This is a genomic window from Salibacterium lacus (assembly GCF_042684865.1).
GTDB lineage: Bacteria > Bacillota > Bacilli > Bacillales > Marinococcaceae > Salibacterium > Salibacterium lacus.
Genome location: NZ_JBHUML010000006.1, coordinates 123,924 through 142,061, shown reverse-complemented (window position 1 = coordinate 142,061; position 18,138 = coordinate 123,924). Strand labels below are relative to the sequence as shown.

Genomic DNA, 18,138 nt, shown 5'->3' with positions numbered 1-18,138 from the left:
GCCAACGTTATGCCGAAAAGAGCACTTATTTATGTATTGTTTTTTGTTCTCCTATCCTGGCTGCAGATGGAGCAGCAGCAAAATGCCGCGGCCTCCAACGCCGGCATTCAGACGATTCCCGAAGAAGCGGTCCGCCTGCGCATTCTCGCTCACAATAATTCTCCCGAAGAGCAGCTCGCAAAAACGGAAGTGAGGGACGCTGTAAATCAAGAGATACGCGGCGAATTAACGGCAGAATTGGACAAAGAGGAGGCGCTGACAACGTTGCAGCGTTCCCTTCCCGAACTCAAAGAGACGGTGCAGGGTGTTCTCAACGATCGAGGAATGGAAGAACGCAGCTTTTCCATCGCCTTAAAATCCGACGTGGACTTTCCAACGAGAATTTACGGGCCGATTATTTACCCGGCCGGGGCTTATGAAGCGCTCGTCGTGACCATTGGACAAGGAGAAGGAGATAACTGGTGGTGTGTTCTGTTTCCGCCGCTTTGCTTCATCTCATCGGGAGAATCTGTGGATAACTCCTCTTCAACTGTGGAAAAAAAGGACACTTCAAATGAAAATGTGGAAAAAACCGGGGATTCTGTGGATGACAAAGAGGAGTATCGATTCTTTGTTGTGGAGAGATGGAATAATTGGTTCGGTGGAAAAGAATAAAAAACGGACGGAGAACTGACATAATAGGATTAATGAATTATCCACAGCTGTACACAAGGCTGTGGGTAACTTTTTTATATTTGCCTTAATAAAGCAATTTTTCTTATAATAACAGGGGTTACCGGAACGGATGGAAAGGGGTGGAAAGGTGAGTTATAAACAAACAAGAGTGTGGAATGTGGATAATTGGGATGAGGAAGAGCCCTCACCCCCTGAAATAGAAGAAGCCGGGTTGTGTATAAGCCGCGGAGAAGCCGTTGCATTTCCAACAGAGACAGTATATGGTCTCGGGGCTGATGCCCGGAGCGATGAAGCGGTGGAGCAGATATTTGCTGCGAAAGGTAGACCCGGTGACAACCCGTTGATTGTACATATCGGCGAACGATCCCAGTGGCAGGGGCTTGCGTCTGTCATTCCGGATATGGCGGAGAAGCTGGCCGATGCGTTTTGGCCGGGGCCGCTGACGTTAATTGTTCCAAAAAACAACGCAGTGTCTGAAAAAGTAACGGCCGGGCTCTCGACGGTTGCGGTCCGTATGCCGGAACATCCCGTAGCGAGGGCACTTATCAACAAAGCGGGTATTCCGGTGGCAGCCCCGAGCGCCAATCAATCGGGACGCCCGAGTCCGACAAAAGCCGAACACGTGACATACGATCTCGACGGGAAAATCGCGGGTATCGTACAGGGAGGCGAAGCCGGGTACGGCCTTGAATCCACCGTTGTGGACTGCACAGGAGAGAAAGCAGTGGTGCTGCGGCCCGGCGGTATTACAAGAGAACAGCTGACCAGCGTACTCGGGGAAGAAAACGTGGCGGAAACTGCTGCGCTGCTGCAGGAAGACGCCCCGAGGGCTCCCGGCATGAAATACCGCCATTACGCCCCGTCTGCGCCGCTTGTCCTCGTGGAAGGCAGCATAAACGAAGCCGCGAAACAGGCGCGCGGAGAAGGGAAAACCGTAGGTATTATGGCAGTGGATGAGCACCGCTTGGAACTGCAGGCATATGCTGATGTTTTTATTTCACTTGGATCCAAAGACGAGCTTTCGGACATCGCCGCCCGGCTCTACGATAACCTGCGCCTTGCTGATCAAAGCAGCGTGGATGTGATTTTCTGTGAAACGTTTCCCAAAAAGGGTATAGGAGAAGCCGTGATGAATCGTCTTGAAAAAGCCGCTTCCGCTTCCTGAATGATTCGCTCCGGACATGCATAAGCTGTACGAGCATATCTGGAAAGGGGAACGGGAAATGGAAGGCTGGCTGGTACTTTGCGGGATGGCGGCGGCGCTCAGCATGGATGCCTTTTCTATGTCGCTTGCGGCAGCGATGAATCAGGCAAAACCGATTCCACGGCTGAAAACGGCGGCAGTGGTAGGTTTTTTTCATATGGTGATGCCTTGTTTCGGTCTGTTCGGCGGAAGGTGGATCGCCGAATCTTTTGAAAGAGCTGCGTTGATGGTAGGCGGGGTTCTTTTGATTATAACAGGCATGCAGATGATAGGATCGGCGTTTCGCAAGGACGAAAACGGCACCATGATTGTGCCCCGCGGGCCCGGTATTATCTTTTTCGCTATCCTTGTCAGTCTCGACAGTTTTTCAATCGGCATATCCCTTGGCATTCTGCAGACCCCGTGGATGGAAGTGCTTCTACTGTTCGGCATTTTCAGTGCAGCTTTCACCTGGGCCGGTCTTGCGCTTGGCGGCAGACTTCAGTACATGCTCGGCCACCTCGGAGAAGCTGCCGGCGGTATTATTTTGTTCAGTCTGGGAGTAAAGCTGATTCTGTGACAGACATATCTGTGATAAAATAAAAGATACATTATGAATAAAAGGAAGGAACCAGGGATGACCAACGTGTTGTTTGTCTGTACCGGTAATACGTGCCGGAGCCCGATGGCCGAAGCACTTCTCCGGGAGAAAGGGAGAGAGGATATTGAGGTGCAGTCCGCCGGGATTTCAGCCTCCCCCGGCATGGCCGCGTCCAAAGAAACGGTAGAGGTATTGAAAGAACGGGGGATTCCGCTCCGCCACGCTGCCAAACCGTTAACGAAAGAACGGGTGGACTGGGCCGATGTGATTCTTACGATGACAAAAAATCACCATGGGATGGTGGTGCAGCAGTTCCCCGAGGCAGCGGACAAAGTATTCACCATAAAAGAATTTGCCGGCGGGCAGGAAAGCGGAGCGGGTGACATTACGGACCCCATCGGCGGCTCCCGCAGCATCTACCAGAGTACAGCGGACGAGCTTGAGATACTTGTGGAGAGGGTACTAAAGCGGGTCGACGAGGACTGAAGCGATGTTTTTCAGCCGGCCCGGAACAGAAAAAGTCAGGAGGAGATGCCCGTGAAAATTGCAATGGGATCAGACCACGCCGGTCATACACTGAAAGTGGAAGTGGAAAAAGTACTTCAGGAGATGGATGTAGAGATAGAAGATTACGGATGCAACTGCACGGAATCGGTGGATTATCCGGACTATGCCCAGCCGGTCGCCGAACGCGTTGCCGCCGGTGAAGTAGACAAAGGTATCCTGATATGCGGAACCGGCATCGGCATTTCGATTTCCGCCAACAAAATCAACGGCATCCGCGCCGCTGTCTGCCACGATGTATTCAGCGCCAAAGCATCCCGTGCCCACAATAACAGCAACATCCTCGCGATGGGCGAACGTGTGGTAGGACCGGGACTCGCCGGCGAAATCGTCAAAGCATGGTTGGAGACGGATTTTGAAGGCGGACGCCACGCCGACCGCGTCGATAAAATGATGGCGATGGAAGAGAAATAAGCAGCGGGGCTGCCCTGACTAAAGGGCGGCTTTTTTCATAGGAAGAAGTCTAAAGGTAACAAGGACCGGTTGGAAAGTGAAATGTACACCTTAGAAAAAGCGTAAGAGTCCCTTTTGCAGGAAGGCAGGCAGAAAGTGGGGCTTAGAAATGTTCCAACCGACACACTGGAAGCCGGAAGCAGAAATGGTGACCCTTAGACGCGGCAGCGCCCCGCGTGCCGGCCTGTTTTTTCAAAAAACAGACTGGATGTGATATTCTTTAGACAAGAGGTGATCGGCATGAATCATGATATCAAGGAATGGCAGACTTCCCTGCAGGCCTGTCTGGATGCCCTGCGGGAGCGGATCTCCCTCGATGAGAACCGTCTGCTTGTCATCGGTGCCAGTACGAGCGAGGTTACCGGCGGCCGCATCGGGACGGCGGGATCGGAGGAAGCCGCCAAAGCATTGTATGAGGTGCTGGATTTCTTTCAACAGGATACCGGTATGCATATGGCCTTTCAGGGGTGTGAACATATTAACCGCGCTCTTGTTATGGAACGCGCTGCAGCCGCCCGGTTCGGCGGCGAAGAAGTGGCTGTCGTGCCGCACCGCCGGGCCGGGGGTGCGATGGCATCGCAGGCTTATGTGTCGTTAACCGACCCGGTGCTCGTGGAACACATCCGCGCTGATGCGGGCATAGACATCGGGGACACGCTTATCGGCATGCACCTGAAACACGTGGCCGTGCCGGTCCGGGGCGGGACGAATTCGATTGGAAACGCCCATGTCACCATGGCGGTAACCCGTCCGAAGTTGATCGGCGGAGCGCGTGCCCGTTATCCTGAATCTGAATAATTGTATGATTTTTTTAAAGAAAATACGGATTTCATGCAAAATTCCATGTTATAATACGGCAGGAAATGATAACGAATAATGAAAAACGAATGAGAGAGTACGAGGAGAGAAAGGAGAAACCTAAAAATGGAAACAATCAAAAACCAGGATCCAAGCGTTTACGCTGCGATGCAGGATGAACTGCAGCGCCAGCGCGACAAAATTGAACTCATCGCATCCGAGAACTTTGTCAGTGAGGCTGTCATGGAAGCGCAGGGCTCGGTCCTCACGAATAAATACGCGGAAGGGTATCCCGGACGCCGGTATTACGGCGGCTGTGAGCACGTGGACGTCGTAGAGGATCTCGCCCGCGACCGCGCGAAAAAACTGTTCGGCGCCGAACACGTAAACGTGCAGGCCCACTCCGGAGCCCAGGCGAACATGGCTGTCTATTACACGGCACTTGAGCAGGGAGATACCGTGCTCGGCATGAATCTCTCCCACGGCGGACATCTGACCCATGGAAGTCCGGTGAACTTCAGCGGGGTGCAGTATAATTTCGTTGAATACGGTGTAACCCGGGAAGACCAGGTCATCGACTATGAAGCGGTCCGTGAAGCAGCAAAGGAGCAACAGCCGAAACTGATTGTCGCCGGAGCAAGCGCATACCCGCGGGAAATTGATTTCGCGAAGTTCCGGGAAATCGCAGATGAAGTCGGCGCGTACCTGATGGTCGATATGGCCCACATCGCCGGCCTTGTTGCCGCCGGTGTTCATCAGAACCCGGTGCCCCATGCTCACTTTGTGACAACGACGACACATAAAACCCTGCGCGGCCCGCGCGGCGGCATGATTTTCTGCGGGGAGGATTTTGCCAAAAAGATCGACAAAGCTATCTTCCCGGGACTGCAGGGCGGCCCGCTTATGCACGTCATCGCGGCCAAAGCCGTCTCGTTCGGTGAAGCCCTCGAGGACTCCTTCAAGACATATGCCGAAAATATCGTGAAAAATGCGAAGCGTCTCGCCTCCGCCCTTCAGGATAACGGCATCGACATTGTGTCTGGCGGAACGGACAACCACCTGCTTCTCTTGGATCTGCGGAGCCTTGGCATCACCGGAAAAGTCGGGGAAAAAGCACTCGATGAAGTCGGACTTACCACGAATAAAAATACCATTCCGTTCGATCCGGAAGGCCCGTTTGTTACAAGCGGTATCCGCATCGGCACCGCCGCCGTTACGTCCCGCGGCTTCGGTGAAAAGGAAATGGACGAAATCGGTGCTGTCATGGCACTCACCCTGAAACACCATGACGACGAAGAAACCCTCAAGGAAGCGGCCCGCCGCATCGACGCCCTGACGGCTGCCTTCCCGATGTATCCGGAACTGTAAGTTCTCCTGAAAAGACGGAGCGTGGATATTGTCCCGCGCTCCGTCTTTTTGCGTTGGAGCCTGTTTCCTGCGTGGGGCAGACTGCCTTTGATGTACGCCGGCATGTAATGAGGTGTATTCGGACAGTACAGTCGTATATTTGGCATGTAAATGAGGGCATTCGGCACGTAAATGAAAGCGTATGGCTGGTATACGCCTTTTTCCCATGCAGAACGGCTTCCATTGACCGTAAATCGTGGTCCTCGTAACGTTTGCTGTCATTTTATAATGAAAAACGCACCCTGCATACACGCGCAGCGGCAGGAAGCCTTTTTTCGCAAAAAAATCTGAATCGCAGCTCTATTTGCAAGCCCTTGAAGGGTTTCGGCTTTTTCTGTAGAATTTCATAAGAATGAAGTTGTATACCTGCTGCTGTAATACATAGAATCCGGGGGAGCACCCGGTACAAAGGAGCTGTGCACGATATGGGAAACGTACACGTATTTGATCATCCGCTGATTCAGCATAAGCTGACGTATATCAGGGATGTCTCCACAGGGACGAAGGAATTCCGGGAGCTGGTGGATGAAGTAGCTACCTTGATGGCGTTTGAAATCACCCGCCATCTCCAGCTGCAGGAAGTGACGGTGGAAACACCGGTCGGCCCTTCCAAATCACACGCGCTTGCCGGCAAAAAACTCGGCGTTGTACCGATTCTGCGGGCAGGAATCGGCATGTCGGACGGTATTTTGAAACTGATTCCGGCCGCGAAAGTAGGACACGTCGGCATGTACCGCGATCCACAGACGCTGAAACCGGTCGAATATTACGTGAAGCTTCCAAGTGACGTAGAGGAGCGCGAATTCATTGTCGTCGATCCGATGCTTGCAACCGGCGGATCGGCTGTGGATGCCATTTCCAGTCTGAAACAGCGCGGAGCCACCAACATCAAACTGATGTGTCTGATCGGCGCGCCGGAGGGCGTGGAAGAAGTGCAGAACCAGCATCCGGAAGTGGACATCTACCTTGCAGCACTCGATGAAAAACTCGATGAAAAAGGCTACATCGTACCGGGACTTGGCGACGCCGGAGACCGCCTTTTCGGTACAAAATAAAAAAAGGCTTCAGCCGTTGTGCTGAAGCTTTTTTTGTATGCCGGACAGGCGGTGCCCGGATTTTTGGGGCGTACCGGCTCTGTGGACACCACCGCAACACCCGACACCCGCTGAACAGAATCTGCAAAAAGAGAGCCCTGTATAAATCCACCTGTTTGCTGCAACCTAAGTGGAGAACAGGGGGCTTAGGCGAAATGGGGAAAATAATAATCAACGTATGCTGCGTACTCGTGCTCGCAGCGGCGGCAGGGACAACAAAAACGCAATCACTTCAAGCGGCAGAAGAACCGACCATCATTGCAGCTGCCACGGAACAGGCTTCTCTGCCTGAGCTCCGGGACCGGATGGAAGACCGCATCCCCGGTCTGCGTATAAAAGAGACCTATGAAAGGGGGTTCCGCGGCTTTGCGGTGAAAATTCCGGCAGAGCATCAGGAATCCCTGAACCGCATGGATGGCATTAAGCGGACGGATGAAGCGGCAGTATATCAAACAGAGATTAACGAAAGTGCGCCATTTATCGGAGCAAAAGCGGCTCGGGAAGAGCGGGACGCCAAAGGGCTGCCGCTGACCGGAAAAGGAATAAAAGTCGGCATTATTGATACAGGTATTGATTATCATCACCCTGATTTGAAGAATAATTACAAAGGCGGCTATGATTTTGTCGATCAGGACGGGGATCCGCTGGAAGGAGCGGCGGACAAAAACGGGGAACCGACGATGCACGGGACCCACGTTGCCGGGATTATTGCAGCGGATGGTGCCGTCCGGGGTGTTGCGCCGGAGGCTGATATCTATATGTACCGGGCACTCGGCCCTGGAGGACAGGGATCTACAGAGCAGATTCTGGCAGCGGTCGAACGGGCGATAGAAGACGAGGTGGATGTATTGAACCTTTCGCTCGGAAGTCCTATCAACGGGCCGGACTGGCCGACGAGCCGCGCCCTTGATAAAGCAGTGGAAGAAGGGATAACAGCGGTCACATCCAGCGGTAACAGCGGGCCGGAGATGTGGAGCGTCGGGTCCCCCGGCACGTCGGAAAAAGCAATATCGGTCGGCGCCTCGATTCCACCCCTTCGGATGCCGAAGCTGGCGCTGGTGGATGACCCGGAACTGTCGATTGATCTGCAGCCGGTAAAAGGAGCCGCGCCGTGGGAATTCCGGCGCGATCTGCCGCTTGTATTCGCCGGCCTGGGGTTGAAAGAAGATCTTAAGGATGTCAAAGGAAAAGCTGTTCTCATCGAGCGCGGCGGTATACCGCTCGTTCGGAAAATGGCCAACGCACGCCGGGCAGGAGCGGATGCTGTCATCCTGTACAACAATGTGGCGGGCGGCTTTGCGGCGATGTCAAAAGAAGAACTGCCTCTGCCTGTTATTACGATTTCAAAAGAAGACGGAGAACATTTGAAAAAAGCCGTACAGGAAAAGGAAGACGATGTTCCACCGGCGCTGCGCACGATTCTCGAGGAAGAGACCGATCATATGGCATTTTTCAGTTCAAGAGGACCGGTTACGCAGTCCTGGGCAGTTAAACCGGATATTGCCGCACCCGGGGTCGACATCGACAGCACAGTGCCAAAAGGATATATGTCACTGAATGGAACGAGTATGGCAGCCCCCCATATTGCCGGAGCGGCAGCACTTGTGAAACAGGCCCGGCCGACATGGACCCCGGAGCAGGTCAAAACGGTGCTCATGAACACAGCCGTGCCTCTGACAGATGAGAGCGGGAGTATGTATCCTCCGTTTGTACAGGGAGCAGGGCGGGTGGATATCGCAAGAGCATTAAAGACAGAGACTCTCGTCAGTCCGGGAACACTCTCGCTGGGGGTACGTCCGCTCGGCAGGGAGCAGACCGTATACGAAGAAATTATACTACTGGAAAATAATTCCTTTAAAAAGCGGACGTACAGATTTCAGGCTGAAAATGAACCGTTTTTCGGTATCGAGTGGCACGTGCCGGAAACTGTCGTTGTCCCTCCCGGTGAAGCAGAAGAAGTGAACGTTCAGGCGGAGCTTTCACCCGGTGCAGTAGAAACAGATGAACTCCACGGCGCCATCACAGTAACAGGAGGAAAGTACCCGGTTACCCTGCCTTATCTGATGCTTATCAACGAGCCGCAGTATCCGAGAATCAGTGCATTTGAACTGCAGCCGGATCCACAGGCATCAGCCTTTCAGTATGAAGTTTACATGCCGGGCGGTGCCGATACGTTTCAAATCAGACTGTATGACCCGGATACATTCGCCTATGCCGGTGTGCTTGATGAAAAGCAGAACGTCAAGCCGGGGTTATTCAAACAGACAGTAAAAAAAGAGGAACTTTCTGTCGAACCTGGTATTTACAGGGCCGTTATCCATGCTGTCTCGGGAACAAAGGAAGAGACGCTGGAAACGCTCATCCATCTCCAGCAGGAAAGGGTGGAAAAGACCCCTGAACCAAGAACCTGAGAGTATAATATGGAAGCGCTGCCGGAAGGATTCAAAGATCCTCCGGCAGTATTTTTGAGCCGGCTTGTAATTGTCACTTAATCGACACATAGTAAATGACGATAATCCCTGATGTGACAAGGATTTTTTCCTGGTGAAGGATTGACAGACAGGGACCTCTATTGTACGATGACAGAGGGTATGTGAGAGGGTTTACATATTTCGGTGACGGTTGCACGATGATGGAGAAAGACAAAGGCCGGAATCGACTTCTGTTAAATTGTCAGAAAGATCCGGCTGTCCACATCCCGAAGCGCCGTCCCTTTTTTCGGCGCAGCTTTGAACCACCGCGAATGGAGGGTCATATGGCGGACAAGCATAAGTCTCCAAAACCGTTCCAGTCCGCGGCTTTAACATCAGCCGTGCTCTCTTATTTAGTCGGCCCCCTGTTAATCGGCATATTCGCGGGAAGGTGGCTGGATGACAAATGGGGCACAGACCCTTTCATCATGATCATCGGCCTTCTGGCAGGACTTGCCGCCGGAGTATACGGAGTGATCCGTCTGCTCGAGTACTATCTTAAAGACGGAGACGACCGGAAATGAACCAGACTTTTCAGCAGGAGACAAGGCGTTATGTTCAGTTCACGTTTTATGCCCTGGCACTGTATGTCATAGGCTGGGGAATGAGCCCGTACCAGGTGTTTTTTTTAAGTGCCGTGATCGGAACGGGGCTCGGTCTCTTTAACGTCTGGAGCATGTACCGGGACGTTAAAAAGCTCGGAAAAGCCGCGGAAGAGAACAGATCGGCATTTTCTGCAGGAATGCTGTCGCGGCTTGCGTCAGGAGCGCTGGCAGCCGTACTTTTCCTTCAGTTTCCCGGGCATTTTCATCTGATGGGCCTTGTTACCGGTATAATGACACCCTACATTATCATTCTTCTTCACTCCTTGTTTAAAAAAAAGCCCGCATAACCCGGATCAAACGTTTGACATGCACGTAAACAAAGGGCGAAGAAGCGGCAACAGGGAATCAGAGAACCATTTACGAAGAGTAAGGGGGGAAAGAAATGCAACACGAATCTCCGATCGTCCATGATTTATTTGGAATTACGGGGTTCCACGTGAACCTCTCGAATATCATCATGCTGACCGTCGCTGCACTGATCGTGTTCTGTATTGGGTTTTTTAGTGCGAGAAATCTGAAAATGAAACCGTCCGGGATGCAGAACGCGTTCGAATGGATTATTGATTTTATCAAAAACACGATTTCCAGCACGATGGACTGGAAAACCGGGGAACGGTTTTTCGGACTCGGCATCACCATCTTTCTGCTGATTTTCGTGTCGAACATGCTCGGTATTCCATTCATGATTGTTAACTCGGAAACGCATGAGTTGTGGTGGAAATCTCCGACAGCAGACCCGGTGATTACGATGACATTTGCAGTCATGGTCATTTTTCTCACACATTTTTACGGCGTAAAGATGAAAGGTCTAAAAGAGTACGGGAAAGATTATCTGCGCCCGGTGCCTTTTCTTTTACCGCTTAACATCATTGAAGAATTTGCCAACACGCTGACGCTTGGAATGCGTCTGTTTGGTAACCTGTACGCAAAGGAAATCCTTCTGACACTCTTAACAGGTATCGGGGGCGCCGGTATTCTCAGTGCCATGGGAGCAGGTATTCCGATGATTGCGTGGCAGGCGTTCAGTATATTTATCGGAGCCATTCAGGCCTTCATTTTCCTGATGCTGACAATGGTTTATCTGTCACACAAGGTGCTTGACGAGCATTAAACGATTCACCATGTTTTTTTAGAAATGTAGAAACAATCAATCATTCATTATATTTAAGGAGGACATTCAAATGGGAGCATTAGCAGCAGCTATCGCAGCAGGACTGGCAGCAATCGGGGCAGGTATTGGTAACGGACTTATCGTGAAATCGACACTCGAAGGGGTTGCCCGCCAGCCGGAACTCCGCGGCACACTACAGACGATTATGTTCACGGGTATCGCGCTTGTTGAGGCCCTGCCGATCATCGCAATCGTTATCGCGTTCATCGTTATGTAGCAGCGGGTACATACACCGCTGAGATTAATGGCGGAGTCCATCAGGCGACACTTCGCCATTCCTTTTGTATCAATCACCGAAAGGAGTGAATTCCGTGCCGGAAGTAATTACTTGGGGAGACGTGCTTTTCTCGATTGTTACGTTCATTATCCTTCTGGTTCTCCTCCGCAAATATGCGTGGGGACCAATCATGAACGTGATGAAAGAGCGTGAAGAACATATTTCTTCTGAAATCGAAAATGCCGAAAAACACCGCAAAGATGCGGAAAAATATGTGGAAGAACAGCGCCTGGAAGTGGAACGTGCCAAAGAAGAGGCACACTCCATCATCGAAAACGCGAAAAAGACAAGTGAAAAGCAGGGAGAAGATATCATCAATCAGTCCCGCGCAGAAGCCCAGCGCCTGAAAGAAAGTGCCCAGGCCGACATCGCACGGGAAAAAGAACAGGCAATCGCCGAACTGCGTGAAGAAGTCGGCTCCCTGTCTGTGATGATTGCCTCCAAAATTATCGAAAAAGAGCTGGATGAAAAAGAACAGGAACAGCTCATTGAAGATTACGTCAAAGAGGCAGGCGGACGGCTATGACAAGAGCAGCAGCCAACCGGTATGCCCAGGCCCTGTTTGAACTTTCAAAAGAAAAAAGCATGCTGGAGCAAATTCGTTCGGAGCTCGACACGGTACAAGAAGTGTTTGCTGAAAACAGTGGACTTCCTGAAATTCTTGAACATCCGAAAGTTCCCAAAGAACAGAAGGAAACACTGCTGAAAAACGGCTTCTCCGGCATGAGCGATATGGTGCAGCGGACGCTGCTTTTAATGCTGGAAAAAAACCGGATCGACTCTGTCGTGTACATGATCGAGCGGTTTCAGTATCTTGTAGATGAAGAATGGAAAGTGGGACATGCGCTCGTTACGACTGTTAAGCCGCTTTCTGATGAGGAACGCACCATGATTTCGGAAACTTTTGCTGAAAAAACCGGAAAAAACACCCTCTATATCAGGAATGAAATTGATTCTGAGCTGATCGGCGGACTGAAAGTTGATCTTGGGAATCTGGTTTTTGACGGCAGCATAAAAGGTCAGCTGAACAGAATGCAGCGCAGGCTGGTCTCCGGAAAATGATAGAGGATAGGGGTGAACGTTAATGAGCATTAAATCGGACGAAATTAGCTCTCTTCTGAAACAGCAGATTGAAAATTTTCAGTCTGATGTTCAAGCGAATGAAATGGGAACTGTCATCCAGGTAGGTGACGGTATTGCACGTGCTCACGGTCTGGAGAACGTCATGGCCGGAGAACTGCTCGAGTTTGCCAACGGCGTAATGGGAATGGCTCAGAACCTGGAAGAAAACAACGTTGGTATCATTATTATGGGATCGGATTCCGGAATCCGCGAAGGCGATGAAGTCAAGCGGACAGGCCGGATCATGGAAGTACCTGTTGGGGAAGAACTGATTGGGCGCGTCGTCAATCCGCTCGGTCAGCCCATTGACGGACAGGGGCCGCACGAAGCCGGTAAATCACGTCCAATTGAGGGCGCAGCACCGGGTGTCATGGATCGTAAATCTGTTCATGAACCGCTTCAGACCGGTATTAAAGCCATTGATTCCATGATTCCAATCGGCCGCGGTCAGCGTGAGCTTGTGGTCGGAGACCGTCAGATTGGTAAGACATCCATTGCAGTGGACACCATTTTGAACCAGAAAGATGAAGACATCATCTGTATTTACGTAGCGATTGGTCAGAAAGAATCAACCGTTGCAGGAACCGTGGAAACCTTCCGTCAGAAAGGTGCCCTTGATTATACGATTGTTGTGAATGCAGGCGCAGCCGATCCGGCACCGCTTCTGTATCTGGCTCCGTATGCCGGTGTAACCATGGGTGAAGAATTCATGTATAACAGCAAGCACGTGCTTGTCGTGTATGACGACCTGACCAAACAGGCAGCTGCGTATCGTGAACTCTCGCTGCTGCTCCGCCGTCCACCGGGACGTGAAGCTTATCCGGGCGATGTGTTCTACCTGCATTCCCGCCTGCTCGAACGTGCCGCGAAACTAAGTGATGACATGGGAGCCGGTTCCCTGACCGCTCTGCCGTTTATTGAAACGCAGGCCGGTGACGTCGGTGCCTACATTCCGACGAACGTTATCTCGATTACAGACGGACAGATCTTTCTGCAGTCGAACCTGTTCCACTCCGGTGTGCGTCCTGCCGTAAACCCGGGTATTTCCGTTTCCCGTGTCGGTGGTTCCGCGCAGATTAAAGCGATGAAGAAAGTGGCAGGTACACTGCGCCTTGACCTGGCATCGTTCCGTGAGCTTGAGGCGTTTGCACAGTTCGGCTCAGACCTTGATGAAGCGACGAAGGCGAAACTGTCACGCGGGGAGCGTACGGTTGAACTCCTGAAACAGGACCTTCACCAGCCGATGGCGGTTGAAAAACAGGTATCGGTTCTTTACGCGCTGACAAGCGGATTTATGGATGACATTCCAGTTGGGGATATCAAGCGGTTTGAGGCTGAACTTCTCGCCTATCTGGATTCCAATCATAAAGAACTGCTGAATTCTATCCGTGAAACTGGAAAGCTTCCGGAATCGGAAGACTTTAATAATGCCATCGGCGGTTTCAAGAAGACTTTCAGCGTTTCCAAATAAGCCCAGGCACCGAAAAGCATGCACAACCGGTGTGAAAAAAAGGTGGTGAATTCAAGTGGCCTCTTTACGTGAGATTAAAAACCGTATCGGCTCAACCAAGAAAACGAAACAGATAACCAAAGCAATGGAAATGGTATCTGCCTCGAAGTTAAACCGGGCCCAGGCAAATGCACAGGCTTACGAACCATATACGAGAAAGATCCGGGAAGTGGTGGGAGGTATAGCCTCCGGGAACTCCGGCGCTACCCACCCGATGCTTGAAGAACGTCCGGTGAAAAAAACAGCGTATATCATGATTTTTTCCGACCAGGGGCTTGCCGGCGGATATAATGCCAATCTCCTGCGTTCCTTTTTGGATCAGATTGAAAAACGTCACCATTCAAGCAGCGAATACGGCGTGATTGTGCTGGGTAAAATCGGGAGAGATCTGCTGCAAAGACGTGGAATCCCCGTTATGGATGAAATAACCGGTCTCCCGGATCAGCCTGATTTTCATGACATCAAAAACATTACACGGCTTGCTGTGAACATGTTCGGAGAAGAAGAAATCGATGAGCTGTACATTTGGTACAACCATTTCATCAGCGCCATTCAGCAGGAAGTGAATGAAACAAAACTGCTTCCACTGACAGATATAGGCGAAGGGACAGAAACAGTTCAAAGTTATGAATATGAGCCATCCGAAGAAGCTATCCTTGAACAGCTTCTCCCGCAGTATGCAGAAAGCTTGATTTTCGGAGCGCTGCTTGATGCTAAAGCGAGTGAATTCGGCGCAAGAATGACAGCGATGAGTGCGGCAAGCGATAACGCCGACGACATTATTGACGATCTGACATTGTCCTACAACCGGGCAAGACAGGCTGCCGTAACGCAGGAAATCAGTGAAATTGTCGGCGGAGCTGCTGCTCTGGAATAAGTTAATGTGGCTTTTAGACACAGTTTAGGAGGGAAAAATATGAGCAATGGACGCGTCACCCAGGTTATGGGTCCGGTAGTTGACGTTTCGTTTCCAAGCGGGGAACTGCCGGAATTGAACCACGCGCTCACGGTTTCCCAGAAAGGGTACGCTGACAACATCAAGGATGTTGAAGTGGCCCTGGAAGTAGCGCTGCATCTGGGAAATGACACGGTTCGTACGGTCGCCATGGGCTCGACGGACGGATTAATCCGGGGAGCGGAAGTTATTAATGAAGGCGGCCCGATTACCGTTCCGGTTGGAGAAGAAGTCCTTGGACGTGTATTTAACGTTCTTGGAGAGACCATTGACCAGCGGGAGCCTATCGGTCCGGAAGTGAAGCAGGATCCTATCCACCGCGAAGCTCCGGCCTTTGATGAACTTTCAACCGAAACGGAAATTCTTGAGACAGGTATTAAAGTCGTCGACCTTCTTGCTCCTTATGTAAAAGGCGGTAAGATCGGTCTGTTCGGCGGCGCCGGTGTCGGAAAAACCGTATTGATTCAGGAATTAATCAACAATATTGCACAAGAGCATGGTGGTATTTCTGTATTTGCGGGAGTCGGAGAACGTACCCGTGAAGGGAACGACCTCTACTTTGAAATGCAGGAGTCCGGCGTTATCAATAAGGCCACCATGGTGTTCGGTCAGATGAACGAGCCGCCTGGAGCACGTATGCGTGTCGCATTAACCGGCCTTACCCTTGCGGAACATTTCCGTGATGTGGACGGTCAGGACGTGCTGCTGTTTATTGATAACATTTACCGTTTCACCCAGGCAGGTTCGGAAGTTTCCGCTCTTCTCGGCCGGATGCCTTCCGCTGTTGGTTATCAGCCGACGCTTGCCACGGAGATGGGGCAGCTGCAGGAACGGATTACATCCACGAAGAAAGGCTCGGTTACATCGATTCAGGCAATTTATGTACCGGCCGACGACTATACCGACCCGGCCCCTGCAACGACGTTCGCGCACCTTGATGCCACAACCAACCTGGAGCGCCGTCTGACGGAAATGGGTATCTACCCTGCAGTGGATCCGCTGGACTCTACGTCCCGTGCGCTTGCGCCGGAGTATGTCGGCGAGGAGCATTACGAAGTGGCCCAGGAAGTACAGCAGACGCTGCAGAAATACCGGGAACTTCAGGACATTATTGCCATTCTCGGAATGGACGAACTGTCCGAAGAAGACAAGATGGTCGTGCACCGCGCACGCCGGATTCAGTTCTTCCTCTCCCAGAACTTCCACGTTGCCGAGCAGTTCACCGGACAGCCGGGATCGTATGTACCGGTGAAAGACACGATCAGCGGATTCCGTGAGATTCTTGACGGTAAACACGATGATGTTCCGGAAGATGCATTCCGTCTCTGTGGCCCGATTGAAGATGTCACCGAAAAAGCGAAGGCCATGTCCTAAGCGGGACTGCGGTAAGGAGGAGGAATCATGTCGACGATCAATGTCAATGTTGTCACTCCTGATGGCGCGGTTTATGAAGGGGATGTGGAAATGGTCAGCGCCCGTTCCCAAAATGGGGAACTTGGTATTCTGCCCGGACACATTCCGTTGGTAGCACCGCTTTCGGTAGGCGCTGTCCGCCTCAAATATGAATCAAGAATTCAACTTGTTGCGGTCAACGGAGGCTTTGTTGAGGTTCGTCCCGACAGTGTTACGATTCTCGCTGAATCGGCCGAGACACCGTCCCAGATCGATGTCGAACGTGCCCGGAGAGCAAAAGAACGGGCTGAGGATCGTATCGAGCGTGCCAAACAGGAAGAAATCGATTATCAGCGGGCTCGTCTCGCATTGAAACGCGCCGTTACCCGGATCGAGGTAGCCGGTGATTAATAAAAAAGGCTGTTCCGCGCAGGGTTTCCTGCGGTGGAACAGCCTTTTTTATGGATGAGAACATATCGACCACCTCCCGCTGCTGGATCGAAGCGTGTAACCGGAGAATCGATCGGGAAATCGGGAGAATCGATCGAGAAAAGAGCGGAAGAGGAGAAAATCAATCGAGAAACGGAAGAATTGATCAAGAAACCAGCCGAATCGATCGAGAACGGTGCAGGATCGAAGCAGTCCCGTGCGGGGGTCGGTGGCATGGCCGCGCTGAAGCCGAATGTCCGGGAATCGATCGGGAAATCGGGAGAATCAATCGAGAAAAGAGCGGAAGTGGGGAAAATCAATCGAGAAACGAAAGAATTGATCAAGAAACCAGCAGAATCGATCGAGAACGGTGCAGGAACGAAGCAGTCCCGTGCGGGGGTCGGTGGCATGGCCGCGCTGAAGCCGAATGTCCGGGAATCAATCGGGAAATCGGGAGAATCGATCGAGAAATGCGGAGAATCAATCGAGAAAAGAGCGGAAGTGGGGAAAATCAATCGAGAAACGAAAGAATTGATCAAGAAATCGGCCGAATCGATCGAGAACCGGGCAGCCTCGAAGCAGTCCCCTGCCGGATCGATCGAGAACGCCCCTGCCAAACAACGCTTTCGGTTAATCCACTTTCCACAGCCTGTCGCCGGATAACATGAAAGTTCCTTTTCGGTTCTCGAGGATATGATAATTTGTGTCTGGAAATAGGATGATGCTCTGCAGCAGATAGTCTTTTTGATATTTCCTCGCCAGGCAGCAAAGGAGGAGGCGGGTCTGTTCCATCCCCCCACGCCATTCATAAAAGTGATCATACGGAAGCTTGGCCGCTTCGCTCAGATCATGTTGAAATGTTTCTTTTTCTTCCGGATCCGCGTCTTTTTTTACATATCCCCACATATGCTCGAATGTATTAATGCAGCCGCGGCGGTCATATGGCCTGCCGGAAATAACGCGGAGACTTTGGAAAAAATGATGCACAGCGTACAAATTGTGAAGCCTTCCTGCCTGCTTGGATAATGATTTGTAATGCTGATACCCTCTGCCCATGACATCGTATTTAGCGGTTGCCCAGATTTTTTCGGCACTGCTCCGCGCGATGCGGAGATTTTCAACAAGTTCCAACAAAAGTCCTCCTCTCTTTATGCCCCATACATTTTGAATGCAGGCCCTGAAACAAAGGGATATATACAGTGATTTTTCTCCTAAGTATTTTACGATTATGTTACATATTAAATATCGAATGTAATATAATTTTAAAAAATATCCGATTTTTATACAAAAACCTGTTTTTTTTTATTATAATTGAGGTATATCTACTATGTCATGGTAATATAGGTTATTATTTTGCTGAAACGACCGTTACAGATCAGTCTCATAGTGGAATATGCTGTCGAAAGCAGTCAGATATGTTACAATAAAGTG

21 protein-coding genes are annotated in these 18,138 nt (G+C 51.3%); 20 read left to right on the top strand and 1 reads right to left on the bottom strand.

The window, feature by feature from the left end:
* Window positions 1–9 precede the first annotated feature (9 nt).
* The 20 genes from spoIIR (at window position 10) to ACFSUB_RS16445 (ending at window position 17,370) form a co-directional block, all read left to right on the top strand.
* On the top strand, window positions 10–654 hold the full coding sequence (gene spoIIR / locus ACFSUB_RS16540; protein WP_380714387.1) for a stage II sporulation protein R: 645 nt from the start codon (window positions 10–12) through the stop codon (window positions 652–654).
* Window positions 655–784: 130 nt separating this feature from the next.
* Window positions 785–1,840, top strand: a complete 1,056-nt coding sequence (locus ACFSUB_RS16535; protein WP_380714386.1) for an L-threonylcarbamoyladenylate synthase — start codon at window positions 785–787, stop codon at window positions 1,838–1,840.
* 58 nt (window positions 1,841–1,898) lie between these two features.
* Entirely contained in the window at window positions 1,899–2,438 is a 540-nt protein-coding gene (locus tag ACFSUB_RS16530; RefSeq protein WP_380714385.1) for a manganese efflux pump MntP, read from the top strand.
* 57 nt (window positions 2,439–2,495) lie between these two features.
* Window positions 2,496–2,945, top strand: coding sequence for a low molecular weight protein arginine phosphatase (locus ACFSUB_RS16525; RefSeq protein WP_380714384.1), 450 nt, complete (start codon window positions 2,496–2,498; stop codon window positions 2,943–2,945).
* Between the two features lie 51 nt (window positions 2,946–2,996).
* Window positions 2,997–3,437: a ribose 5-phosphate isomerase B gene (gene rpiB / locus ACFSUB_RS16520; protein WP_380714383.1), complete on the top strand. Its 441-nt coding sequence runs from the start codon at window positions 2,997–2,999 to the stop codon at window positions 3,435–3,437.
* A gap of 279 nt (window positions 3,438–3,716) precedes the next feature.
* On the top strand, window positions 3,717–4,274 hold the full coding sequence (locus ACFSUB_RS16515) for a TIGR01440 family protein (RefSeq protein ID WP_380714382.1): 558 nt from the start codon (window positions 3,717–3,719) through the stop codon (window positions 4,272–4,274).
* Window positions 4,275–4,400: 126 nt separating this feature from the next.
* Entirely contained in the window at window positions 4,401–5,642 is a 1,242-nt protein-coding gene (locus ACFSUB_RS16510) for a serine hydroxymethyltransferase (protein ID WP_380714381.1), read from the top strand.
* Window positions 5,643–6,106: 464 nt separating this feature from the next.
* A complete protein-coding gene (upp, locus tag ACFSUB_RS16505; protein ID WP_380714380.1) occupies window positions 6,107–6,736 on the top strand; it encodes a uracil phosphoribosyltransferase in 630 nt (209 codons plus the stop codon).
* 194 nt (window positions 6,737–6,930) lie between these two features.
* Window positions 6,931–9,186 carry a S8 family serine peptidase gene (locus ACFSUB_RS16500; protein WP_380714379.1) on the top strand — a complete coding sequence of 752 codons (2,256 nt, stop codon included), beginning with the start codon at window positions 6,931–6,933 and terminating at the stop codon, window positions 9,184–9,186.
* A gap of 344 nt (window positions 9,187–9,530) precedes the next feature.
* A complete protein-coding gene (locus ACFSUB_RS16495) occupies window positions 9,531–9,770 on the top strand; it encodes an AtpZ/AtpI family protein (RefSeq protein ID WP_380714378.1) in 240 nt (79 codons plus the stop codon).
* Window positions 9,767–10,138, top strand: coding sequence for an ATP synthase subunit I (locus ACFSUB_RS16490; RefSeq protein ID WP_380714377.1), 372 nt, complete (start codon window positions 9,767–9,769; stop codon window positions 10,136–10,138). Before ACFSUB_RS16495 ends, ACFSUB_RS16490 begins: the two co-directional genes overlap by 4 nt.
* Window positions 10,139–10,233: 95 nt before the next feature.
* Window positions 10,234–10,962 carry a F0F1 ATP synthase subunit A gene (gene atpB / locus ACFSUB_RS16485; RefSeq protein WP_380714376.1) on the top strand — a complete coding sequence of 243 codons (729 nt, stop codon included), beginning with the start codon at window positions 10,234–10,236 and terminating at the stop codon, window positions 10,960–10,962.
* 70 nt (window positions 10,963–11,032) lie between these two features.
* Window positions 11,033–11,239 (top strand): F0F1 ATP synthase subunit C, encoded by a 207-nt coding sequence (atpE, locus tag ACFSUB_RS16480; RefSeq protein WP_093339005.1) that lies wholly within the window; start codon window positions 11,033–11,035, stop codon window positions 11,237–11,239.
* A gap of 85 nt (window positions 11,240–11,324) precedes the next feature.
* Window positions 11,325–11,825 (top strand): F0F1 ATP synthase subunit B, encoded by a 501-nt coding sequence (gene atpF, locus ACFSUB_RS16475; protein ID WP_380714374.1) that lies wholly within the window; start codon window positions 11,325–11,327, stop codon window positions 11,823–11,825.
* Window positions 11,822–12,361 carry a F0F1 ATP synthase subunit delta gene (locus tag ACFSUB_RS16470; RefSeq protein WP_380714373.1) on the top strand — a complete coding sequence of 180 codons (540 nt, stop codon included), beginning with the start codon at window positions 11,822–11,824 and terminating at the stop codon, window positions 12,359–12,361. The genes atpF and ACFSUB_RS16470 overlap by 4 nt, the downstream gene beginning before the upstream one ends.
* Window positions 12,362–12,383: 22 nt before the next feature.
* Entirely contained in the window at window positions 12,384–13,892 is a 1,509-nt protein-coding gene (atpA, locus tag ACFSUB_RS16465) for a F0F1 ATP synthase subunit alpha (RefSeq protein WP_380714372.1), read from the top strand.
* A 55-nt stretch (window positions 13,893–13,947) separates the two neighbouring features.
* Window positions 13,948–14,808, top strand: a complete 861-nt coding sequence (gene atpG / locus ACFSUB_RS16460) for an ATP synthase F1 subunit gamma (protein ID WP_380714371.1) — start codon at window positions 13,948–13,950, stop codon at window positions 14,806–14,808.
* A 39-nt stretch (window positions 14,809–14,847) separates the two neighbouring features.
* Entirely contained in the window at window positions 14,848–16,260 is a 1,413-nt protein-coding gene (gene atpD / locus ACFSUB_RS16455) for a F0F1 ATP synthase subunit beta (protein WP_380714370.1), read from the top strand.
* 27 nt (window positions 16,261–16,287) lie between these two features.
* On the top strand, window positions 16,288–16,689 hold the full coding sequence (locus ACFSUB_RS16450; RefSeq protein ID WP_380714369.1) for a F0F1 ATP synthase subunit epsilon: 402 nt from the start codon (window positions 16,288–16,290) through the stop codon (window positions 16,687–16,689).
* Window positions 16,690–16,722: 33 nt separating this feature from the next.
* Entirely contained in the window at window positions 16,723–17,370 is a 648-nt protein-coding gene (locus ACFSUB_RS16445) for a hypothetical protein (RefSeq protein ID WP_380714368.1), read from the top strand.
* Here the strand turns inward: ACFSUB_RS16445 and ACFSUB_RS16440 are convergent.
* Window positions 17,338–17,838 (bottom strand): DUF1722 domain-containing protein, encoded by a 501-nt coding sequence (locus ACFSUB_RS16440; RefSeq protein WP_380714367.1) that lies wholly within the window; start codon window positions 17,836–17,838, stop codon window positions 17,338–17,340. The genes ACFSUB_RS16445 and ACFSUB_RS16440 overlap by 33 nt on opposite strands.
* Between the last annotated feature and the right edge of the window lie 300 nt (window positions 17,839–18,138).